The sequence below is a fragment of the Wolbachia endosymbiont (group B) of Schoenobius gigantella genome (genome assembly GCF_964031005.1).
In the GTDB taxonomy this organism is placed as follows: Bacteria; Pseudomonadota; Alphaproteobacteria; order Rickettsiales; family Anaplasmataceae; genus Wolbachia; species Wolbachia pipientis.
In genome coordinates this window covers 1,300,205-1,321,730 of the sequence record NZ_OZ035002.1, presented here as the reverse complement: position 1 = coordinate 1,321,730, position 21,526 = coordinate 1,300,205, and the positions used below count along the sequence as shown (strand labels likewise).

The 21,526-nt window shown below is 36.8% G+C and carries 20 protein-coding genes and 2 pseudogenes; 12 read left to right on the top strand and 10 right to left on the bottom strand.

The genetic code is table 11. From position 1 onward, the window contains the following. Window positions 1–564: 564 nt before the first annotated feature. Window positions 565–2,016, top strand: a complete 1,452-nt coding sequence (gene terL, locus ACQH2O_RS06180) for a phage terminase large subunit (protein WP_425385150.1) — start codon at window positions 565–567, stop codon at window positions 2,014–2,016. Window positions 2,017–2,287: 271 nt separating this feature from the next. Here the strand turns inward: terL and ACQH2O_RS06175 are convergent, their stop codons facing one another. Next, window positions 2,288–3,337, bottom strand: coding sequence for a class I SAM-dependent methyltransferase (locus tag ACQH2O_RS06175; protein ID WP_010962785.1), 1,050 nt, complete (start codon window positions 3,335–3,337; stop codon window positions 2,288–2,290). Window positions 3,338–3,438: 101 nt separating this feature from the next. Between ACQH2O_RS06175 and ACQH2O_RS06170 the strand changes: the two genes are divergently transcribed. Together ACQH2O_RS06170 and ACQH2O_RS06165 are read left to right on the top strand one after the other, a co-directional pair. Continuing rightward, complete coding sequence (locus ACQH2O_RS06170; protein ID WP_022626336.1) at window positions 3,439–3,810, top strand: hypothetical protein; 372 nt, start codon at window positions 3,439–3,441, stop codon at window positions 3,808–3,810. Next, window positions 3,811–4,095, top strand: a complete 285-nt coding sequence (locus ACQH2O_RS06165; RefSeq protein WP_010962783.1) for a DUF2610 domain-containing protein — start codon at window positions 3,811–3,813, stop codon at window positions 4,093–4,095. A 6-nt stretch (window positions 4,096–4,101) separates the two neighbouring features. On the opposite strand, the gene dapD is transcribed toward ACQH2O_RS06165, so the two are convergent. Next, window positions 4,102–4,932, bottom strand: a complete 831-nt coding sequence (gene dapD / locus ACQH2O_RS06160; RefSeq protein ID WP_010962782.1) for a 2,3,4,5-tetrahydropyridine-2,6-dicarboxylate N-succinyltransferase — start codon at window positions 4,930–4,932, stop codon at window positions 4,102–4,104. A gap of 73 nt (window positions 4,933–5,005) precedes the next feature. Between dapD and ACQH2O_RS06155 the strand changes: the two genes are divergently transcribed. Continuing rightward, window positions 5,006–5,434: a zinc-ribbon domain-containing protein gene (locus tag ACQH2O_RS06155; protein WP_425385149.1), complete on the top strand. Its 429-nt coding sequence runs from the start codon at window positions 5,006–5,008 to the stop codon at window positions 5,432–5,434. A 94-nt stretch (window positions 5,435–5,528) separates the two neighbouring features. Next, complete coding sequence (rpe, locus tag ACQH2O_RS06150; RefSeq protein WP_425385148.1) at window positions 5,529–6,206, top strand: ribulose-phosphate 3-epimerase; 678 nt, start codon at window positions 5,529–5,531, stop codon at window positions 6,204–6,206. Window positions 6,207–6,352: 146 nt separating this feature from the next. Here rpe and tnpC read toward each other — a convergent pair. From tnpC to ACQH2O_RS06135, 3 genes and pseudogenes are all read right to left on the bottom strand, one after another. Then, a pseudogene (gene tnpC / locus ACQH2O_RS06145) lies at window positions 6,353–7,699 on the bottom strand (IS66 family transposase). A gap of 112 nt (window positions 7,700–7,811) precedes the next feature. Further along, window positions 7,812–8,894 carry a bifunctional diaminohydroxyphosphoribosylaminopyrimidine deaminase/5-amino-6-(5-phosphoribosylamino)uracil reductase RibD gene (ribD, locus tag ACQH2O_RS06140; RefSeq protein ID WP_425385147.1) on the bottom strand — a complete coding sequence of 361 codons (1,083 nt, stop codon included), beginning with the start codon at window positions 8,892–8,894 and terminating at the stop codon, window positions 7,812–7,814. Then, on the bottom strand, window positions 8,894–10,093 hold the full coding sequence (locus ACQH2O_RS06135) for a deoxyguanosinetriphosphate triphosphohydrolase (protein WP_070356885.1): 1,200 nt from the start codon (window positions 10,091–10,093) through the stop codon (window positions 8,894–8,896). Before ACQH2O_RS06135 ends, ribD begins: the two co-directional genes overlap by 1 nt. Window positions 10,094–10,140: 47 nt before the next feature. On the opposite strand from ACQH2O_RS06135, the gene ACQH2O_RS06130 reads away from it, so the two are divergent. Further along, on the top strand, window positions 10,141–10,602 hold the full coding sequence (locus tag ACQH2O_RS06130) for a HesB/IscA family protein (RefSeq protein WP_010081891.1): 462 nt from the start codon (window positions 10,141–10,143) through the stop codon (window positions 10,600–10,602). Window positions 10,603–10,641: 39 nt separating this feature from the next. Next, the gene (locus ACQH2O_RS06125) at window positions 10,642–11,316 is read left to right on the top strand and encodes an ABC transporter ATP-binding protein (protein WP_010962776.1); all 675 of its coding nucleotides are present in this window, start codon (window positions 10,642–10,644) and stop codon (window positions 11,314–11,316) included. A 238-nt stretch (window positions 11,317–11,554) separates the two neighbouring features. Here the strand turns inward: ACQH2O_RS06125 and ACQH2O_RS06120 are convergent, their stop codons facing one another. Further along, complete coding sequence (locus ACQH2O_RS06120; protein ID WP_010081989.1) at window positions 11,555–12,253, bottom strand: alpha/beta hydrolase; 699 nt, start codon at window positions 12,251–12,253, stop codon at window positions 11,555–11,557. A gap of 155 nt (window positions 12,254–12,408) precedes the next feature. On the opposite strand from ACQH2O_RS06120, the gene ACQH2O_RS06115 reads away from it, so the two are divergent. Together ACQH2O_RS06115 and ACQH2O_RS06110 are read left to right on the top strand one after the other, a co-directional pair. Further along, window positions 12,409–13,545 (top strand): cysteine desulfurase family protein, encoded by a 1,137-nt coding sequence (locus tag ACQH2O_RS06115; RefSeq protein WP_010081988.1) that lies wholly within the window; start codon window positions 12,409–12,411, stop codon window positions 13,543–13,545. Window positions 13,546–14,073: 528 nt separating this feature from the next. Beyond that, complete coding sequence (locus tag ACQH2O_RS06110; protein WP_010081987.1) at window positions 14,074–14,811, top strand: WD_0702 family putative metalloprotease; 738 nt, start codon at window positions 14,074–14,076, stop codon at window positions 14,809–14,811. Between the two features lie 39 nt (window positions 14,812–14,850). On the opposite strand, the pseudogene ACQH2O_RS06105 reads toward ACQH2O_RS06110, so the two are convergent. Continuing rightward, window positions 14,851–14,952, bottom strand: a pseudogene (locus ACQH2O_RS06105) (WPE palindromic element domain-containing protein); the annotation flags it as partial. On the opposite strand from ACQH2O_RS06105, the gene ACQH2O_RS06100 reads away from it, so the two are divergent. Together ACQH2O_RS06100 and tsaD are read left to right on the top strand one after the other, a co-directional pair. Beyond that, a complete protein-coding gene (locus ACQH2O_RS06100; RefSeq protein WP_022626335.1) occupies window positions 14,930–15,094 on the top strand; it encodes a hypothetical protein in 165 nt (54 codons plus the stop codon). The pseudogene ACQH2O_RS06105 and the gene ACQH2O_RS06100 sit on opposite strands and share 23 nt — an antisense overlap. Before the next feature lie 156 nt (window positions 15,095–15,250). Continuing rightward, window positions 15,251–16,258, top strand: coding sequence for a tRNA (adenosine(37)-N6)-threonylcarbamoyltransferase complex transferase subunit TsaD (gene tsaD, locus ACQH2O_RS06095; protein ID WP_010962772.1), 1,008 nt, complete (start codon window positions 15,251–15,253; stop codon window positions 16,256–16,258). A 352-nt stretch (window positions 16,259–16,610) separates the two neighbouring features. On the opposite strand, the gene ACQH2O_RS06090 is transcribed toward tsaD, so the two are convergent. From ACQH2O_RS06090 to ACQH2O_RS06080, 3 genes are all read right to left on the bottom strand, one after another. Then, window positions 16,611–17,126 (bottom strand): IS110 family transposase, encoded by a 516-nt coding sequence (locus ACQH2O_RS06090; RefSeq protein WP_022626334.1) that lies wholly within the window; start codon window positions 17,124–17,126, stop codon window positions 16,611–16,613. After that, a complete protein-coding gene (locus tag ACQH2O_RS06085; protein WP_010081945.1) occupies window positions 17,116–17,367 on the bottom strand; it encodes a hypothetical protein in 252 nt (83 codons plus the stop codon). Before ACQH2O_RS06085 ends, ACQH2O_RS06090 begins: the two co-directional genes overlap by 11 nt. A 521-nt stretch (window positions 17,368–17,888) precedes the next feature. Next, the gene (locus ACQH2O_RS06080) at window positions 17,889–19,973 is read right to left on the bottom strand and encodes a hypothetical protein (protein ID WP_265017975.1); all 2,085 of its coding nucleotides are present in this window, start codon (window positions 19,971–19,973) and stop codon (window positions 17,889–17,891) included. A gap of 127 nt (window positions 19,974–20,100) precedes the next feature. Between ACQH2O_RS06080 and ACQH2O_RS06075 the strand changes: the two genes are divergently transcribed. Then, window positions 20,101–21,456 (top strand): phosphomannomutase/phosphoglucomutase, encoded by a 1,356-nt coding sequence (locus ACQH2O_RS06075; RefSeq protein ID WP_022626332.1) that lies wholly within the window; start codon window positions 20,101–20,103, stop codon window positions 21,454–21,456. Window positions 21,457–21,526 lie beyond the last annotated feature (70 nt).

The window sequence follows — 21,526 nt, the reverse complement described above, 5'->3', positions numbered from 1 at the left end:
GTATTTGCTCTCGCCAATCTGCAGATTAAAAGGTAAGGATTACTTAATGTATCGGCGTCTTATGTTCAATTTTTTGCAGTATATAGATACTGTATGTCTTTACAAAACTTCATCTACATCTAGATTTTTATCTAAATAAGCTGAACGCGCTTATAAAGCGTTACAAGACATCAAAAAATGCCAATACTCGACAGAGATAGTAAAAGACTAGCTAACTCGGGGATTCTTTGTCTTTTTTTCTGCTTGGTAAATTTCTTAAACATTTGCAGCGTAAGTTAGTTGCAATTAAAAGCAGCTTAATCTTGCTTGTCAAGCGTTTAAAACATAAAAAACGCCAATATTTTAAAGCGGATAATAACCACGGGGCTTCTTTTGCCTTTTTTTTCATTTGGTAAATTTCTTAATATTTATAGCTAAACAACAACCGTCATCCCGCTACGTGTTAGCGGGATCTATGTTAAGAGATACCGCGAATGAATCGCGGTATGACGGTTAAGTAAGGTGTCATTCCAGTGCTCCTTTTTTTGTCATCCCAGCGTCACGCGTTGGTTTCAACATTATATCATGAACTTTCTAAAATTCATTGAACTGTGCTTTCAAACGGTAGTGCCGGGGTGTGAGTATAACGATTATCAGTATATAAAAGTCATAGCAGACAGGCTGGAAGCAGCGAGCGCTGGTGAAGTGAAACGAATAATATTCAATATGCCTCCGCGCTCGATGAAGTCCATGTGCATAAGCGTTGCGTGGCCCGCATGGATACTGGGAAACCAACCAACTGCGAGAATAATAGTTGCAAGTTATTCTCAGCGGCTCAGCGAAAAGCACTCGCTCGACACCAGGTGCGTGATGCAGTCTAGTTGGTATAGAGCGCTATTTCCAGAGATAGAACTATCCAAAGACCAGAATACCAAATATAAATTTCAAACAGTGCAGAGAGGATACAGAATCGCAACATCAGTTGGTGGAACACTAACTGGTGAAGGTGGTGATTTTATCATTGTGGACGATCCGCTCAGTTCTGCTCAAGCTTTGAGTGAAACGCTTAGAAAGCGTGCCACAAACTGGTTTGATCAGACTTTAGTAACCAGGCTGAACGATAGAAAAAAAGGAGTCATCGTTCTTGTAATGCACAGGCTACACCAGGAGGACTTAACTGGACACCTTCTCTCCAAGCCAAAAAACATATGGCATCATATTTGTTTGCCAATGATTTCTGAAAATAAGCAGGTTATTTATTCAATCAAAAAGCCAATGCCTCCCGTTCCTGTCATCCGAGTAGCTCAGCACTGTGCGACCAGGCGATTATATAATAAACCAGCGTCACCTGTAAGGATATTATATTCAAGAGAAGAAGGTCAGTTGTTATATCCCCTCGATGGAGGAAAAGAAGAAGTTGAGATAATAAAAGCTGAACTTGGGAGTTACGCTTTTGCTGCTCAATATCAACAAAACCCTCTGCCGCTTTCAAGTGGTATAATTAAATCAGAGTGGTTGAAACGCTATAAAAAATTTCCTGATAATCTCTCGCATATAACACAAAGTTGGGATACTGCGGTTTCAACAAGTAACATGAGCAACTTTAGTGTCTGCACCACCTGGGCAAAAATAGATAATAAATTCTATTTACTCGACGTATATCGCGCAAAGCTTGAGTATCCAAAGCTTAAAGAACAGGTTTTGTCACTAGCTGCAAGATGGACGCCACACGCAATTTTAATCGAAGCAAAAACAAGTGGTCAACAATTGGTGCAAGAGCTAAAGACAAACAGTGATTTACCGATTATTGAAATAGTGCCACATGATGACAAGCTCACTCGATTTCATCAAATTGTTCCGATTATAGAGTCTGGCAAGGTTTTTCTGCCACATCAAGCAGTATGGCTGAACGATTTTGAGTATGAGATTTTAATGTTTCCTGAAACGCGCCACGACGACCAAGTGGACAGTACCGTGCAATATTTGCAGTGGGTGAGAAACAGTACCTCCAGGGTTGCAGCTATACGAGCATTGTGATTTGAGTCTACCAGTACTGGGATGACAGCTAGGAGACAACCGTCATCCCGCTACTTATTAGCGGCTGAGATACCGCAGCGGTATGACGGTTCGCGGCGGCATGACGATAAGCTCGTCATCCCGCTTTGTTAGCGGCTGGGATACCGCGAATGAATCGCGGTATGACGGTTCGCGGCGGCATGACAATAAGCTCGTCATTCCGCTACTCGTTAGCGGAATCTATGCTGAGATATCGCGGCGGTATGATGTAGGGAAACCTTTCTTGGGTTAGCTATATCAATAGCATTGCTTTAAAAAGAGTGCCCATATTTTCAGTCAACCTTAAGAATTCACTAAAGATCCTATTCTTTTGTTCATCACTTGCGCTTTTCATTAAAGCCTGGGTTCTTTCTTTTATGCCAAAAAGATATAAAAATTCCCTTTGAGTTAAAATCTCACAATCTACATGCTTTAATGGATCTCTTAACGCTTGAAAGTTCACAAGTGCGGTAATATCACTATTACCAACATTCTCAAGAAAATTAGCATACTTATGTTGTTTTATCGATTGCAAAGTGCTCTTATATGCGGGGTATACATAACCGTAATCTACAATCAAAGCAGCTCCTTTATTATTATATATCTTCTTCTCAAGTTTTTTTAATATTTCAACCCCAACTGAACATATTTCCACCACTGCACCATTAAAAAATTTTCCATTTGTCATCTGAGTAGCTGACACTGGAATCCATGATTCTTTTTTTCTGGATTCCAGTGTCACGCACTGGCATGACACCAAGAGACTGCCATCATCTTGTTTTGTAACCATATTTTCATACCACCCCTCATCATGATATACAAACTGATCTATCGGAAGAGCGTCAAAGAACTCATTTGCTAAAAAAATGGTTGGTTGTTCTGGTAGGTTGTCAATATTTTTGTGCCAATTAACATCTAAGCTTTTTAATTTTTCCTTTTGTATCTTCCGTAAAGTAGGGCTTATTTCAACTAAGTGGATCAACATTGAATTAAAAAAGCTGCTGTATTTTTTAGTGACTCTTATTATATCGTGAATGAGTGTTCCTTTGCCTGGCCCAAGTTCAACTAGAGAAAATTTTGATGGCTTTCCTAATTTTTCCCATGTATGCATTATCCAAACTGCAATTACTTCACCAAATAATTGGCTGATCTCAGGTGCGGTAGTAAAATCACCATCCTTACCAAGCGGTAATTTACTTGTATAATAGCCGTATTTTTCATGGTACAAAACGGCATTCATGAAATCACTGATGGATATTGATCCTTGACTTTTGTCAATTAATTCGTGTATATAAGTGAGCATGTTATTAATAAATGTTTAACTATAGCGTGCCATAATATAAAATAGTAGAGTATTTATATATATAGTATAAACTTAAGTTTGTGAGTAATAGTGCTTCAGTTATGGACGACAAAAACACCGATTATGTTGCCCTTATACCTCAAGATGATAGTATTGAATACAAATTTGAAGAAGCTGTCAATTTTATAGAAAACAAGGTTATAAATGCTGATGGGCTAACTTTAGCGGAAGTGTTTCAAGTGCTAGTTCAAATGCTAAATGGTGATCTAGAATTGGTAAAAAAAGTACTAGCATGTGCTAATATTATGGCAAAGCATGGAATGAAGGTAGCAAAAGAGTCGCAATTAAGCAGAGCTGATGTTCGCCGAGCTTTGGAAGGTAGAGAAAGTGTTGTCAATAGACAAGATTTTATAAAGAAACCACCTCTTCCACCTGCTATAAAATCGACCAAAAAGAAAAGTAGAGGTCTTTAAATGGCCGAATCTATAAAAAAATTTACTGTACAATGTGACTTCAAAGGGCAAAGTTCACCTTTTGCAATATATATAGGAAATCCAAAAAGCGATGCTCATCCAATTCATCATCAAGATTCCTGGCTTGTAAAAGAACGTGGAGGGAATATCCCTAATAAAGTAAAAGAAAGTCTACAAAAATTATATAAACTATCTCAAGAAAATGGAGTCTCTTTCTCAGAGTTATGCGCGTATGCCATTACTGTGGTTAGTAATAATGATAAAAAAAGTGACGACAAGGAGTAAGATAGTTTAATCCCTCAATATTTCATTTATAGAGATTTTCGATCTCGTCTTTTCATCCACTTTTTTTACTATGACTGCACAATAGGTTGAAATATTATTTTTAGATGGAATAGACCCTGGTACCACTACAGAATAAGGTGGCACTTCGCCGTAAAATACCTTGCTAGTTTCTCTATCAATAATCTTTGTTGATGCCCCAATAAACACGCCTATGCCAAGGACTGATCCTTCTCTCACTACCACACCCTCGGCCACTTCGCTACGTGCTCCAATAAAGCAATTATCTTCTATAATGACAGGTGAAGCTTGAATAGGCTCAAGAACTCCACCTATTCCCACTCCACCAGAAATATGACAGTTTTTTCCTATTTGCGCACAGCTACCAATCGTTGACCAGGTATCTATCATTGTTCCTGAATCAACATATGCACCAACGTTGATAAAACTTGGCATTAGAACAACATTTGTACCTATATAAGCAGATCGGCGAACAAAACACCCAGGAACTGCTCTAATTTTTAACCGGCGAAATTTCTCCTCATTCCATTCACTAAACTTGTTACCGATCTTATCAAACCAGCAATTGGTATTATCTATTATTTTATTTTCTTCGGTGAGAAAATGTAATAATATTGCTTGCTTTATCCACTTATGTACTACCCATTCTCCACTTGATAGCTTTTCTGCTACTCTAATTTTGCCACTATCAAGGAGCTCAATTACCTCTTTAATTGCTATTCTTGCTGTTTTCTTTAGATTACAGTCATTAAATTTTTCTCTATTTTTCCAAATATCTTTTATCTCACTCTGTGTTTTTTTTAGTTGCAAACCTTCCATTTGTTATATATATATTGATATTAAATTTGTAGCTCGTATCATTTGGGCTTGTTACTACTTATATGTAAGTGCTATGAAAATACAATGTAATAGTTGTACTAAAACTTACTTAGTATCTCCTAAGCAAATTGGCGCGTCTGGAAGAAAGGTAAAATGTACGAACTGCAATCACATATGGCATGAATATCTAGAAGAAGTGTCAAACAAATCGCACTCTGCTAATATACAGGAAAAAAAAGTTAGTGGAAGGAATTTTTTACAAAATCTAGCATTTACCACTCTAGCTTTTGCAACAGCTACAGGGTTATGCGTCGTAATTGCTAACGGCATCTTTCCTAGAGAGATGAACAAAGCATACAAAACGATCAGTTTATACAAGGATTCAATAAGCTATAAATTAGGGTACAAAAAAGAACAAACAGAAAGTCCAAATGTAAAAAAACTTGCTGTAAGTAAGTTTTATCAAGACTACCTTTTTTTATCTAATTTAAGATCTAGTTAAATAGGCATACCGATATCGGTCTCTAGCTACTCAGATGGTGCTTAGGGTGACAGAGTTTTGAAAATAAGTTATTTTTTAGCAAAAAAGGCAGCTCATGAGTATTAAAATTGCACCTTCTATACTTTCAGCAGATTTTGCAAAATTAGGGGAAGAAATAAGAAAAATTAGCGATTTAGGTGTGGATTACATACACATAGACGTTATGGATGGGAATTTCGTTCCAAATATTACAATTGGTCCTAGCGTTGTTTCTGCAATACGTAAATATAGCAATCTTCCTTTTGATGTGCATTTAATGGTCAAATCTCCTGGTAACCACATTGAAAGCTTTATAAATGCTGGTGCTGATATTATCACTGTACATGTAGAAGCAGAGACACACCTTGAGAGGTTGATAAGAAAGATAAAGTCATACAAAAATGTAAACGACGAAAAAAAACCGATTCAAGTTGGAGTTTCAATTGTTCCTTCAACTTCTCCAAGTGTGCTTGAATATATAATACATGAGCTAGATATTGTGCTGATTATGACAGTCAACCCTGGCTTTGGAGGGCAGGAATTCATTCATTCACAGTTGAACAAGATATCTACTATAAAAAAAATGATACAAGAGCGTAACCTTAAAACACAAATTTCAGTAGATGGTGGAATTAACTTTTTTAACGCAGCTGATATAATAAAAGCAGGTGCAGATATTTTAGTTGCGGGATCGGCGATATTCAAGGCTGAAGATATTAAGAAGGCCATAAACTATCTTAAAAATCCATCGTAGTAATCCTATATAGCTAAAGTGGCTTAGGTTTACCTACAATTTGAAAAACAACAAATTCGTCATTCCGCTACTCGTTAGCGGAATCTATGCTGAGATACCGCGGCGGTATGACGTAGAAAAACCTTTCTTGGGTTGTATCCGTTCAGCTAAGCGGTGTGAGAGATGATAGATAAGAGGTTTTGGAAAGGATTGAGACCCCTTTGTTTCCATGTCAAGTATAATGAAATTATCCGTTCAAGTTCCCCACTTCGATTGGGTAAAATATGAATTTTTGCGATAAACGACATAATGCCGTATCTGCTGTTCAGCATGGTTGTTTGTCAGCGGAATGTTTTCTGGGTCATCTAAAAATTTCCACATCATTCTTTCAGATTTCAAAATATTCTTTGCAACTCGAGAAGCTCCAATTGCTTCAGGTAAACGGCTTCAAGTAATACCTTGTACGTTTTCGCAACTTTCTGGCACGTCTGGTAAATCTAAAAACATCTATCTCATTTTTTAGCAAGGCCTTTTTTAGTGCAAATAATTCAGTGGCTACGTTTCTTAAGTAACAGCCCAGAACTTTAACTTCAACTATGTGCTAATCTTTCAAAATCTCTTGATAAATGTGCCCAACAGATTTGCCTATTCTTATCGGCAAAGTAGTTGTATGCTGCGTACCTGTCGTAAGCTATTGCGATTGCAGAACTTACTATTTTGTAAAACCTTCATTCCTCTTGACTCTGTCAATTTTATAAAACTTGCTGTATTACTGGCAAACATCCAGCACCAACCAAGTTTACCTTTGTTATAATGGCTCGTTTCATCGATATGCAGAACTTCACTTTTACTTACTTCTTGCTCGATTTGCTCATATGCTTCTTGGCATTTTTCTGCAACTCTAGCCTCGCTATTTGACACGCTACCAACACTGATGTCCAGGTTGAAAATATTTTTTATAATATTTGCTACTTCTCTTTTCGAGTTCTTGTAAAATCCGCTCAGCGCCGCAATTGTTGACTTAACTTTTGGACCAAATGTATCCGCAGTAACACCTTCTGGTAGCCTGCTACTTTTTCTTTTTCCACACTTGCAACAGCGGCCATTGGTATTCCACAACATAAGCTGGCAAATCAACTTTTTGATGAATGTATGGCTCTTTCGATATCGCAATTTCTCCTCCGCACTCGCAAGAACTCTATTTTCACCACTTCATCTGCTTCCATTTTAGGGCGATACTTTCCTTCATGCCCAATCTGTGCCCCTATTTTCCTGTCACTTTTTTTCTTTTTCTTCTTTAGCTTGTATAACTCTTTTGAGCTCGGTATCGATGAATTTTGTGAATTCAGACCTAGTCTTTCTTTCAATTCAGCATTTTCGATTCTTAGCGCCTTATTCTCAGATCTAAAATTTTCGTTTTCTATCTCTAACCTCTTTATCTCTGCTTTTAGTTGCTCTATCTCTATTTTAAAGCTTTCACAGAGCTTGAGAAGACTAGCTAGTAGATCAGACATATTTACCACACATACTACTTGTGATATTATGTTTTTAGCACTCCTTGTCTACTTTTTATTTTACCGCTCCGCTGAACGGATACCTTTTTTTTACTGTTTGAGTATGTAAGGATTATGACGACCTATCCCAAACCTCAACTATATCCTCACTAAACTCTATTATCTTTGTTTTTTTAAACTGATAACAGTTGTTAATGAATTGAATCCCTAAATCTCCTACAAAAGGAGTGGCATCATTGCCTAAAATTTTACCACTGCGGCATATTATCAACCTGTCGATTAAATTACACTTTAATAGTTCTGTGATTAACACTCCTCCACCTTCAACTAATAATCTTGTTATACCAATTTCTGAAACAAGTTTTAATGCCATGTCCTTTAGGCAAACCTTACCTGCGTTGCTTGAATTAACTACTAAGTAGTTAATGTTTTTTATTTTTTTCTCTACTTCTTTATTTGTGATGACCCAAGTTATTACTTTGTCTGCAGTCTTTGCAATGTTATGCTCTTCCTTTAATCTCCCTTGACTATCTATAATTAGCCTTATTGGCGATCTACTTCCGAGTCCTGGTAATCTGCAACTTAAGAGTGGATCATCATTAATAAGAGTATTGCTGCCAATCATAATTGCATCATATTTCGTTCTGAGCTCATGCACCCAGTTTCTCGTATTTTCACTTGTTATCCATTTGCTATCGCCTGTAAATGTTGCGATTTTTCCGTCAAGAGTTGTTGCGACTTTGCAAGCTATAAATGGTCTATGTAATTCTTTAGTGGTGAAAAAACCGACATTCAGTTCTTTTGCCTCTTTTTGCATAATACCTTGCTCAACTTCAATTCCTGCTTCTTTCAGAGCTTTCATGCCTCTGCCTGAAACTCTACTATCTGGGTCAATAGTTGCAATTACTACTCTTTTTATGCTAGCTTTTATGATTTTTGCAGTGCAAGGCCCCGTGACTCCGTGATGACAACATGGCTCAAGAGTGATATATATAGTTGCGCCATGAGTTGAATCTTTAGCGTTTTGCAAAGCGACTACCTCCGCATGCGGACGCCCACCAATCCCTGTGTATCCCTCACTAACAATTGTACCATCCTTTACAATAATACACCCGACAGCAGGATTTGGTGCAACATTTCCAAGATTTTTTTCTGCAAGCCTTAATGCAATTGACATGAAATGATCATCAGTCATTAGAAAGAAGTCATTTCGTATGAGGTATCAAAAATTCTTCTGTGCTCGTGTATAGCAAATCTATCTGTCATACCTGAGATATAGTCACATATTATTACTGAACGCTGAGATTCACAAGCGAGTTTGCTCCACTCTGTGGGAAGTAATCCTGGGTTTTCATAAAAACATTGAAAGAGTTCCTGTATTATGCGTTTTGCTTTGTTCATCGTTCTACTCAGTTTATAGCTTCTGTATATTTTCTCCATGTTGAATCTTTTCATTTCTTTTGTAGCATTCGCAACTTCTGGTGAAAATGTGACTAGCATTTTATTTAGACTTCTTACGTCTTCTACGCTTTTTATTTTGTGATCTTCAATATTTCTTTCAGTCTGAGAAACAACATCACTTATCATAGTTCCTATAGTTCCACTCAGTGATTCATGTATGAGTTTGCTCTGAGGCAATTCTGAATATCTGCTCCTTATGTCTTTAAACATTTTTTCAATTAAAGGAACATTCAGCAAATCTTCGATGGTTACTAAATTCGCCCTGAGTGCATCATCAAGATCGTGAACACTGTAAGCAATATCATCGGCAATTGAAGCAACTTGCGCTTCAATGCTTGAAAATTCTTCAAGTTTTAGATCATATTTTTTGTTGTATTCTAATAACAGCTGATTATTTGTAGAAGACTCCGCGTTTTGACCAAGCAAGGGACCGTTATGTTTTGCAACTCCTTCAATCACCTCCCAACTTAGATTCATACCATCAAAATCAGCATGTTTTTGTTCGAGGTAAGTTAAAATCCTTATAGCTTGAACATTATGATCAAACTCATACTTCTCGTTATCAAGATTCAAATCTTGAACTGATTTCTTTAGAGCATCTTCACCTGCATGACCAAATGGAGGATGACCAAGATCATGTGCGAGCGCTATGCATTCAGTGATATCCTCATTTAAGCCAAGTCTACGCGCAATGGACCTTGCAATTTGTGCAACTTCAAGGCTATGAGTAAGCCGAGTGCGATAGTAGTCGTGCTCATAATTGATAAAAACTTGTGTTTTGTACTCCAATTTTCTAAACGCATTAGAGTGAATGATACGGTCCCTATCACGCTGAAAGCAGCTGCGATTCTCATCTTCTGGCTCTTTGAAGTATCTCCCTTTTGTTTTGCTTGGAAAACATGCATAATTTAATAGAAAGTTATTGTTTGACATGTAAAATTTCTACTATAATAAGTTATCAATAATAAACGGTGGTTACTATGTCAACAAATTACAACATCAACTTAACTGATAATGCACTAAAAAAAATCCACTCTCTTGCAGAGCAGGAAGGGGATAAGAGTTCCATTTTACGGGTTGCAGTTTCAGGTGGTGGATGTTCTGGCTTCAAATACAATTTTCTTATGGATCAAATGAATAAAAATCTATCTTTGGATGATGAAGACGATGATTACGATGATGAGTTTGATGACGAAGACGAAGATGATGACTATGAAGAAAGTGAGGACTATAGAAGCCACTCCAGTTTTAGCGAAAAAGGTAAAGATATAGTAATTAATGATGAAAATGGAAACCCTGTATTAATGGTTGATAATTGTTCAGCAAAATTTTTAAATAACTCAGTTATAGATTATACTGAGGATCTCAGTGGTTCTGGTTTTCAAATAAAGAATGCCTTTGCTAAGTCTCAATGTGGTTGTGGTAACAGTTTTTCGGTTTAATTATTACTAAAACTTAGATGCCTTCTGGATCTTTTAAACATGGGTGGTAATGTAGCACTAGAACTAACTTCCGTAGATAAAAGCTTCAAGAACAATTCTGCTGTTGTAAAGGATATCAACTTAAGTGTCACAAGAGGGCAAGTAGTAGCGCTGATTGGCGATTCAGGTGCAGGGAAAACAACTATATTGCAAATCGCAGGCTTGTTGGACAAGCCAACTTCAGGTATAGTTACGATAGATGGAATAAATTGCACACAAGCCAGTAATAAGCATAAAACTCATGTAAGAAGAAATTTTCTTAGTTTTGTTTATCAATTTCACTATTTGTTACAAGAGTTATCGGTGTTGGAAAATATTATGCTTCCTCAACTCATTGCAGGAAAAAGCAAAGCTGAAGCAAAAAAAAATTCGCAAGCAATGTTGGAAAAATTTGGTCTGGAAAACAAAGCAAGTAGCATGGTATCTGAAGTTTCGGGTGGGGAAAGGCAGAGAGTTGCAATTGCAAGAAGCATTGTAAATTCTCCAAAGCTTTTACTTGCAGATGAGCCAACAGGAAACTTAGATCCAACAAATTCTTTTAACGTGTTTTTACTGCTACATTCATACGTAAAGGAAAATAACAGCTCTATGCTTATAGTAACACACAATCATCTCCTTGCAGAAAAGGCAGACTGCATTTTCCAATTGAGAGATCGATCATTAGTGAAGTTGTGAATAGGAAAAATAGCACAATTTCTATGCCTTATACTTATCTAACCAATGATCATTAACAGAGTACAACTCGCATGAAATGCTTTCATTGCTTTTTATACACGGACTTTTTAACTTACGCTGTTTACTTAGGGAACACCCCGATAACATAAACACAGCTAAAACAAAAAATAATAGCTTTTTAAACATAACAAAACCTTTTCATTTATATTACTACACTCATTTCTCTTGTTTGTAAAGATTAGGCATATTCTTTTACCCTTACCTCTTTTTTGACCTTTTGAAAAGAAATAGTTGCACTATTCAAGCGCAGTTTTATATAATTGTCCACGATTTGAGTCACTTCCTCTTCTTTATCCTTTAGAAAGTGATTAGTATCATCTATTATATAGTATTTCATGTGATCACTTCTTACTGAATTTATCAACCTTTTTGCTAATTCTGTTACATCGCTTTCTTCTGAGATTGTATCATTACTGCTTTGTATTATAAGCCCAGAAACTGGACAGGGAGAAAGAAAAGAAAAATCGTACTTAGTTACCGGAAGAGAAAGAGCAATAAAACCCACTATCTCAGGGCGGCGCATTGTTAGCTGCATAGCCACCCATGCTCCAAAAGAAAAACCAGCGATCCAAATTGGAACATTGCTAGGATTATGTTCCTGAAGCCAATCAATGGCTACCGCAGCGTCAGTTAATTCTCCTATACCCTTATCAAAAGTTCCGGTAGATTTTCCCACACCACGAAAGTTAATTTTCAATGCAGAAAAATTGTTATCGATAAAAGACGTATATGTACTATGTACAATTTTACTATCCATATTACCACCATATTGAGGATGATGATGTAAAACCAGCACAACCGGCGCGTTGGCATCTTTGCTTTGGTGGTATTCACCTTCTATCTTTCTTGTTGCATTATTCAAAAAAACTTCAACCATGGTAACCCCTAATAAGAACCCGCTTGACAGGTATTAATGACGTGAGTTATTAATTATGTATTAATTTCGCTGTTTTTGCAATAAATTTTTTATCGTGTTAAAGCTAACGTACATAGTTATGGCTATAGTTGATGGTAAACTTATTTAAGTGACAGATGAGTCCATTCTCTTTAGAAAATAGTGGTTGCGTATATGCTGATTACAATGCAACTGCTCCAATTAGTGAAAATGTAAAAAAAAGTATATTTGAGGTCTTGTTAAAACAAACGCTCAATCCATCATCACTACATAAAAGAGGACAAGAAGCGAGGAAGATTCTTCAGGATGCAAGAGATAACGTACGTGGTGCTATTGGCGTCTCAAGTGATAAAGAAATAGTTTTTACGTCTGGTGCAACTGAAGCGAATAACCTTGTTATGAGAGGAATAGCAGGCTACCTGCATATAATTTCAGCTATAGAGCATCCTTCAATTCTTAATTCTGCATGTAATCCATATATAATACCTGTTAATCAGGAGGGCATTGTTGACTTTTTAGAGCTAGAAAAAATTCTAAGCGAACTTAAAGGAAACAAAGCAATAGTTTCAGTTATGATGGCAAATAACGAAACCGGAGTTATTCAACCTATTGAGGAAATAGCTGAAATAGCCCACAAATTTGGAGCAATTTGCCACACTGACACTGCTCAAAGTGTTGGGAAAATTAAAGTTAATATGGAAGATTTAGGAGTGGATTTACTCACTTTATCCGCCCATAAATTTGGCGGTGTAGCAGGCAGTGGAGTTTTAATATTCAATAAAGAACTTGCGATAGAACCTATTATAATAGGTGGTGGACAAGAGAAGGGATTTCGTGGTGGTACGGAAAATATTGTTGCGATTGCAGGCCTTTCTGCTGCACTGCAAAATATTCCAGACCTTCTATCAAAAATGGATGAAGTAAAGGAGCTACGTGATCAATTAGAGTGTGAATTATTAAATCTTGCCAGTGACATAAGAATCTTCGGTAAAAACTCTAAGAGGCTGCCAAACACAAGTTTTATTTATATGCCAGGAGTAAAGAGTGATGTGCAGCTTATGCATTTTGACTTGAATCATATTGCAGTTAGTAATGGCTCCGCATGTTCTTCTGGAAAAGTTGAGCCTTCCCATGTTTTGCTTGCAATGGGGGCAACAAAAGAGCAAGCAGAGTGTTCAATTAGAATCAGTATAGGTCCAGAAACTAAACCACAAGACATAAAAAAAATAGTGGATTGTTGGTATAATATCTACAAGCAGAACACCTTGGTATAGATAATACGTGGTATCATGCAGGCACTGGCCGAGCATTAGATGTAAAAAATTACTTTACAACCCCGCGGTATCTCTAGATCCCGCTAACAAGCAGCGGGATGACGGTTGTTAGGCTAGCTGTTATCCAAGTAGCTGACACTGGTTCCTTTATGACGGCAGTGCCCCTATGGTGTCATTCCAGTGTCCTGACTACTTGGATCTAGCAAGCTTTGCTTGCAAATAAGTCTAATACGTGTCGCGTTTTATGCCAAAACACAATTGGAGTTACATGCAAAATAGATCCCAGACTGGGATGACAAAAAAAGAGCACTGGAATGACACCATTTGCTGTGCAATTTACCTTCAAAAATGAATGTTCGTACAGCTATGGATTCATTCGCGGTATCTCACCATAGATCCCGCTGACAAGCAGCGGTATGACGGTTATCAGTAAACATGAATTACTTTAGCTATGCAATCAGGCTTCCTAAAAACACTTTGTAGCCAATCAATTCTTGAGTATAAAAAGAATTCCTTTAATAATAAGGTATGCTAATCAGGAATTTAATAAAACAAGCAACTCAAGTAGGAAGCAGTGAAAATGCAATACGGTATGTCGAATATCTCTATCAATTTGAGAAGTTTAGAAACACATTAAACCTCACTTTATCACTAATAAAGCAAAACAGGCTCTCATTTGAAATATACCAAGAGGGATTAGTGGATATGGAAGAGGGAGTGTGTAAGACAATCAGGTCTTCCAGTGTAAATAGATATGTTATTGTACTGAGGAAGTCAAACCCATACATTATAGTGCATGAACTTTCACACATGGTTGAAAATGAACTGAACTTAAGTTTGGAACAGGAATTTCTCCATAAAGTTTACCAGGATATTGAGCAGAACCTAAAGCAAGCAAATATTCTTGTGCAGAAAATTATCGGCCAAGTTATATTTAAGGAGATACAGGCTTATCAAACTGCAAAATCACGTGCATCTGAATTATTTGCACGCTATTTTGAGCTATTTGCTTGGGCGCAGGAGGTTTACCCTAAAGATAAAGAATACTTAATCCGCACTCAAGACTTAAACAAAGTGTTCCTTGCTACTGGCCAATGGAAAAAGAGCTACCTTGATTCACAAATGATGGAGAGAATAGATAAGGAAATCAAGGAATACAGCAATAAAACTGCCACTAAAGACGTAACCAAAGTGCAAAGCAGTTGGACTAATAAATTTTCTCCTGGGGGCAAAAAAATTAGCTCTATATTTGGAGATGATGATTAGCTTATAGTGCAGGTTTTCCTACGTCATGCCGCCGCGAACCGTCATACCGCGATTCATTCTTTTGGTGTACGAACATTGCAATTTGCAGGTAATTTGAGTAGTAGATGGTGTCATTCCAGTGCTTGACACTGGAATCCAGGAATTTGGATTGGGCACTAAGTTGGTGAGCATAAAAGTGGCTGATCTTATGTTAAAACACAACGTTCTTGATGAGATTACGGCAAGGCTGGATTCCAGTGTCAAGCACTGGAATGACACCATTTGCTGTGCAGTTTACCTTTAAGAATGAATGTTCGTACAGTTGTGCGCGGTATCTCATCAGCTAACACGTAGCGGAATGACGGTTGTCGGTAAATCTTTTAGCTATAGAAGTTAACTTTGCAGTTAACTTCTACAGCGTTTCAAAGTATAGTTTTGGTAATACAGTAACTAAATATACATGAAAACCATTTTAGCTGTTGAAACAAGCTGCGACGAAACTGCAGTAGCGATTGTAAATAGTGACAAGCAAGTCCTTGCTCACGAAATTCTCTCCCAAGCAGAACACAAAAAACGTGGTGGGGTGATCCCTGAAATAGCTTCACGTGCTCATATGGAGCATTTAAGTGGTCTAATAAAAAGCGCCGTGGAAAAATCTAACCTTAACTTTTGTGACCTCAATGCAATTGCAGCAACATCAGGACCAGGACTCATAGGTGGATTAATAGTTGGTACAATGATGGCTAAAGCAATTGCGCATGTAGCACAAAAACCATTCATTGCAGTGAATCACTTAGAAGCGCATGCATTGGTTATTAGGTTACTGCATGAGGTAAAATTTCCATTTTTAGTCCTACTAATATCAGGTGGTCACTGTCAATTTTTAATTGCACAGGATGTAGGTAAATACATTAAACTTGGAGAAACGCTCGATGATTCACTAGGAGAAGCATTTGATAAAGTTGCTAAGATGCTGGGTTTAAGCTACCCAGGAGGCCCATTAATTGAAAAGTTGGCTAAAAAAGGCAATGGCACAAGATTCAAACTGCCAAGGGCAATGATAAAACGTTCTGGATGTAACTTTTCGTTTTCTGGGATTAAAACAGCAGTAAAAAACTTAGTACAAGAACTTAAAATGAGCGAGCAAGATGTGTGTGATGTATGTGCTTCGTTTCAAGAGTGTATTAGTGACATACTGCTGGACAGGGTTAGTAATGCAATTATTATGGCCGAATCTTTAAATATCAAAATCAATGACTTTGTGATTACCGGCGGAGTTGCAGCAAATAATTTCTTGAGAGAAAAATTAAAACAACACATAAACTTAAACATATTTTTTCCCCCTAACGACCTATGTACAGACAATGCAATTATGGTTGGATGGACAGGAATTGAAAGGTTACAGAAAAATTATATAGATCCACTTAATTTTGCACCAAGACCTAAGTGGGAGTTAGAGAGTTATTAAAAGCTCTCAATTCTGAATTATAGCTAAAGTGACTTAGGTTCTCTAATTGCACATAAGTCAACAATAATTTTCACACAAATCAAAACAGCATATCTTCTCCATAATCCTTGGTAATTTTACATAAGTGAAAAGTAGCATATGGTTCTCTCCGTGGTCTGAGATGACAATAAACTTGTCAAGCCGCATTATACTTGTTAGGCGGAAGTGGACGGTAACATGTTTACCACGAAGTCTAACTAAGTTCTTGCTTGTCCCTTCCATCGGCATTGCTATCTTTATTTTCAATAAAATTATTGTCCTATGCTCTTTTGATGTTTATTGATAATAAAATTCTGTTTTATCAACCAACATCCTATGCATAATTACAGCTAATTTTCTTGCTACTGCTACAATTGCTTTTTTCATTCCTTTTTTCTTCGCAACTCCAGTTTTTTAATTTAAATGTCCTCTTGGTAACTGTAAGCATTGTTTGTGCAGCTTCATATAACATACTTCTACATTCCGCTGGTCCCATCTTTGATATGCTGCCATGCCGATCAACTTCTCCAGAAGAATATTGCCTTGGTGTCAACCCTATATATGCTCCAACTGTATCAGATTTCTCAAACCTATGTGGGTTATCAATTGCAGCTTTATACGTCATTGCTACTATAATCCCCACTCCTGGAACAGTAGTTAACAATTTACAATCATCGTCTTTTTCACCTTGTTCTGAAAGCATTTTGTCAAGCTTTCTTAATGACTTTTCTATTGCTTCCAAACTACAAACTAACGCTTCAATTGAACTCCTACTGATTTCATCCAAATTATTTATTGCCTCTTGTATTCTTAAAGCGAAAGTTTCAAATTTTGATCCTTTACCGACCATGTATCTTCAACAACCCTCTTATTGTTCCAATAACCTGCTGTTTGCTACACATTAGCTGTCTTCTGCTTCCAAGCGCTATTTTAATTTGACAACTGATTTTACTAACACTTCTCATCATCTGCGCTATACCCCTCGCATCGTTTTTATCATTCTTATTGATTCTTGCAGACAACGCTGCTGCCATATGCCTTGCATCTACACAAATTACTGGTAATCCAAAACTCCTTAACTCTTTGCACATTGATATTGACAACTATCCACTTTCTATTCCTATGGGTTCGTATTTTTTGCCTTGGCTAATCTGCTATTGCCTTACTTTCGCTTGCAACAACTTCTTCCTTAACAACTTTTCCTTTCTCATCAACGATACTTATAAAAGTTTCTTTTAATGAGATCGCTATAATATTTCATGACCTACTGTAAAAGTTTAAATTATTTTTGAAGAACCAATTCATTGAATTTGTTACTTCGTGCTAAAATAATGGAGTATGTCTCTCCATCATTCAATAGCAATTACAGTATGTTTAGCTATAATTTGAAAAACAAAAATTCGTCATTCTGCTACTAGTTAGCGGGATCTAGAGGTACCGCGGCGGCATGACGTAGGATTGCTGTCATCCCGCTGCTTGTTAGTGGCTAAGAGATACTGTGAATAAATCACGGTATGACGGTTAAGTATCCCGCTACGTGTTAGCGGCTGAGATAACGCGAATAAATCGCGGGATGACGTGTTGCTTGGGTCAGCTATAGAAGCAAAACTCATCATTTTGAAAGAGGAGGAGATTTTTCCGGACCCTCAGCAGGGATTGATTTTGGATCTGATAATTCTGTATTTACCTTGATTGGCTCTAATGGAGTTTTCTGCTCTTCCGGTTTATCATCTGGAATTGGAACAGGCCAATCCATAATGTTTTGCGGTATAACTTTTGCTTCTTTAGCTTCTTTTTGACCTGTTGAAGATGATGCATCAACTCCTGCATTTTTGGTAACTTCTTGTTTTAGTTGTTTATTTTCTTCTTGCAGTTGCTTTAAATTTTTCTTTAACTCGTCAATCTCTCTTATTTTTTGTTTTAATTGTTCAGATATAGTTAGTTTGTCTCTAGTCAATTTTTTGTTTTCTTGTCTTAACCCACTAGCTGTTCTGCTTGAGTTGTTGTTTACAGCTTGTATACCTTGGTCTTGCTGCTGCATGCTTGTTCCTCTACTTTCATATTCAACTTCAGTTTGAGTTGCCTGACCTTTTTCCTGCTGTAATATGTTCTGCAGTTGCTCTAGACTCTCTTTGACAGATGCCAGCTCTTCCTGTGTACACGTTAACATCCCTTCCTTTTCCTTAAGTTGATATTGAAGTTTTTCTATTTCCCTCTTCGTATTTTCTTCGCTTAGCTCATCTGCAAGTGATCTTCCAGGTTCAAGTTGTCGAATTTCCCTCTCTAAATCTTCCTTTTCTCTCTGTAATTCATTTAATTCTTTAGACAATTGGCTCGCCGTTTCAGCCAATGTATTGTTTTCCTTTTTTGTTTCCATTAACTGTTCTGCCAACTGCTTTTTATGATCATCCTTTAAACCTTCCACTATTTTCTTCAGGTCATTCTCCAAATTTGCATTCTTTTCCTTTAGTACAGTTAAATTAGCTTCACTTTGCTTCAATTTTCTCTGTAATTCTTTATTTGCCTCATTTGTTTCACCTTCCTTATCTTTCAACTGATCATTTAAGTTCTTTATTACATCATTTTTATCCTGTAGTTCTTCCTCTTGTTCCTTTATTCTTTGACCTCTTTCAAATATCGCTCGCTGTTGTTCATTGACTTTATCTCTCAAGGAGTCACGTTCTAATCTTAGATCCTCAAGCTGCTTTGCCTGCACTGCAAAATATTTAGCAAATGTTTCTTTTTCTTCCTCTAATTCCTCAACTTCATCTTTTAATCCTTCTTGCTCATACTCTTCTTCATCACCAGACATATCATCCTCAAATATTTCATCTTCATCACTAAATTCACTGCTGGTGGATATAGAACTTCTACGTGAAGAAGGTGTGCTAGGAGAGGAATACCCACTGCTGCTTGGTGTAGGTGACTGTGGTGATATATGTAGATCTTTTGTAAATATTTCCTCTGCTGGTACTTGCTGATCGTCTACACTCTTGGATATGCCAGTAAAAGCTTGATACAGAGTTTTTCCGTTGATAAAAACTTCTTTATTTTGTCCAACTAACTTTAATACTTCTTCTGAACTCGTTATTCCTCCAAATTTTGGCTCACCAATAACACTCTGTATACCACCAGAATCCAATTTTACGGTCATGCTACAGTCTATGCTGTTACCTTCAGAATCCTTAGCCTGCCAATTAATGGTCATTTCACATGAGCTTGAACCAGTAAAATCATAGTGCCTTTCGCTGCCTTTTTTGGTTGCAGTTATTTGACTATCTTTCCCTAAAGATATGTTATAAACCTTACCTTCACTGCTGGTCCTTAAAATATTGCTAATTTCTATTGGTTTTTCTTCATTTTCAAATCTAATTTTGAAGTCATTATCCTTTGTTGGATACACTAAGAAATTTTGACCAGGCAGAGACGACTTAAGTTCTTTATGCATTGCGTCTATTGATTGCTCAAATTTTTGGAACTCCTTTTCCCACTTTAAATTTATCTGTCCTGTAATGTCCTCATCTTTGCGTAAAGGACCAATAAAGTACCAGATTAAATTTTCTTCCTCCAGTCTTTTGATAAAATCCTGAAGATCGTTGCAAGATTCAATGACATTTAAAGTATCATTTTTCTTTTGTTCATCTACATCTAAACTTTGACTTTCAGCTATAAATACATTTTCGTTTTCCTGTGGCATAATTTTACATTTTAAAAAATATACTATAATATTAACAGATTTCTTTAAAAAATCAACTAATTGTTGGATAAATAAACTTGAGCATTTGGCCAAAATGTTATATAGTAGTCACTTCAAGAAGTACAGTATGGACAATACCATTATAAGAAAATACGATATTAGAGGTATAGTAGGCAAAGATTTGCAGATTAATGATGGGTACGAGATAGGTAGAAAGTTTGGCCAAACCGTAGCTAGTGTTTGTGTCGGCTACGACAGCAGAATAGATTCACCAGGTATAGAAAGAGAATTAATTAGGGGCTTAACTTTATCCGGTGCAAATGTTATACGCGTTGGGCTATGCTCTTCACCTATGCTTTACGCTGCAACACAAATCACACAGGCGGATCTTGGTATCATAATAACTGCCTCTCATAACCCCAGCGAATATAATGGCTTTAAATTTTTTAGTAATAAAAAAGTCTTCTCAGATCAAGAAATGAAGGAAATTATAAGCAGTCCAATTAAAAACAGCACAAGAATTGGAAGCTTAATTAACATAAATATATATAGTGAGTACATTAGCATATTGAAAAGTGCAGTGAAGAACGATACTACACAGAAATTAAAAATAGCCTGGGATTGTGGAAATAGTCCAGCAAGTGGAATTATAAGGTATATTGAAAAGATCTTGCCTGGTCATACGCACATCGTAACCAATAACTCTATAGATGGGGCATTTCCACTGCATGATCCAGATCCCATAGAGGAAAAAAATCTTGCTCAATTAATTGACATTGTGAAGGAATATGGATGTGATCTTGGCATTGCGCTAGATGGCGATAGCGATAGGGTGCGCTTAATTGATAATAAAGGCAACGTTGTTTCCAATGACCATTTATTTATAATTTTTGCACGTGAAGTGTTGGAGGAATATCCAGAAAGCAAAGTTATTGCTAACGTAAAAATGAGTATGAAAGTGCATGATTTTGTTAGCAAGTTAGGAGGGCAAGTTATCACCTGTGCTACTGGACATTCACTAGTTAAGAAGAAGATGGTAGAGGAAGAGGCAAAGTTTGCTGGTGAATTAAGCGGGCACTTCTTCTTTTCTGAGCTAAGTTTTGATGATGGGCTATATTCTGCTGTTAAAGCAGTTGACATTTTGCTTAAGAAAAACCAAAGCCTATCTCAGGTGATTGAGGATTTACCGAAGTTATATATCACTCATGAAGTGAAGATTGTAGTGAAAGATGAGAAAAAGTTTCAAATAATTGAGTCAATAAAGAAAACACTGGAGCAGCAAAATATTGTATTTTCAGATCTTGATGGTGTTAAGGTAACCGATAATAAAGGTTGGTGGCTTCTTAGGGTATCAAATACGCAAAACTGCATTACAGCAAGATGCGAAGGAGAGACTTTAGAGGGTTTTGAACTTACTAAAAAGGTTTTGTTCCATTACATTGATGAAGCAAGGTCTTTAAATTGTAGCTACTCACAGAAATAAATTTGATTTATAAAATTGACATGAAAGTATAAAGATAAATAGGCTAAATGTACTTATCACCTGGTCAGGC

Coding starts and splice junctions, on each gene's coding strand:
- terL (WP_425385150.1), top strand. CDS start 565: ATGAACTTTCTAAAATTCATTGAACTGTGCTTTCAAACGGTAGTGCCG.
- ACQH2O_RS06175 (WP_010962785.1), bottom strand. CDS start 3,337: ATGCTCACTTATATACACGAATTAATTGACAAAAGTCAAGGATCAATA.
- ACQH2O_RS06170 (WP_022626336.1), top strand. CDS start 3,439: ATGGACGACAAAAACACCGATTATGTTGCCCTTATACCTCAAGATGAT.
- ACQH2O_RS06165 (WP_010962783.1), top strand. CDS start 3,811: ATGGCCGAATCTATAAAAAAATTTACTGTACAATGTGACTTCAAAGGG.
- dapD (WP_010962782.1), bottom strand. CDS start 4,932: ATGGAAGGTTTGCAACTAAAAAAAACACAGAGTGAGATAAAAGATATT.
- ACQH2O_RS06155 (WP_425385149.1), top strand. CDS start 5,006: ATGAAAATACAATGTAATAGTTGTACTAAAACTTACTTAGTATCTCCT.
- rpe (WP_425385148.1), top strand. CDS start 5,529: ATGAGTATTAAAATTGCACCTTCTATACTTTCAGCAGATTTTGCAAAA.
- ribD (WP_425385147.1), bottom strand. CDS start 8,894: ATGACTGATGATCATTTCATGTCAATTGCATTAAGGCTTGCAGAAAAA.
- ACQH2O_RS06135 (WP_070356885.1), bottom strand. CDS start 10,093: ATGTCAAACAATAACTTTCTATTAAATTATGCATGTTTTCCAAGCAAA.
- ACQH2O_RS06130 (WP_010081891.1), top strand. CDS start 10,141: ATGTCAACAAATTACAACATCAACTTAACTGATAATGCACTAAAAAAA.
- ACQH2O_RS06125 (WP_010962776.1), top strand. CDS start 10,642: ATGGGTGGTAATGTAGCACTAGAACTAACTTCCGTAGATAAAAGCTTC.
- ACQH2O_RS06120 (WP_010081989.1), bottom strand. CDS start 12,253: ATGGTTGAAGTTTTTTTGAATAATGCAACAAGAAAGATAGAAGGTGAA.
- ACQH2O_RS06115 (WP_010081988.1), top strand. CDS start 12,409: ATGAGTCCATTCTCTTTAGAAAATAGTGGTTGCGTATATGCTGATTAC.
- ACQH2O_RS06110 (WP_010081987.1), top strand. CDS start 14,074: ATGCTAATCAGGAATTTAATAAAACAAGCAACTCAAGTAGGAAGCAGT.
- tsaD (WP_010962772.1), top strand. CDS start 15,251: ATGAAAACCATTTTAGCTGTTGAAACAAGCTGCGACGAAACTGCAGTA.
- ACQH2O_RS06090 (WP_022626334.1), bottom strand. CDS start 17,126: ATGGTCGGTAAAGGATCAAAATTTGAAACTTTCGCTTTAAGAATACAA.
- ACQH2O_RS06085 (WP_010081945.1), bottom strand. CDS start 17,367: ATGTGCAAAGAGTTAAGGAGTTTTGGATTACCAGTAATTTGTGTAGAT.
- ACQH2O_RS06080 (WP_265017975.1), bottom strand. CDS start 19,973: ATGCCACAGGAAAACGAAAATGTATTTATAGCTGAAAGTCAAAGTTTA.
- ACQH2O_RS06075 (WP_022626332.1), top strand. CDS start 20,101: ATGGACAATACCATTATAAGAAAATACGATATTAGAGGTATAGTAGGC.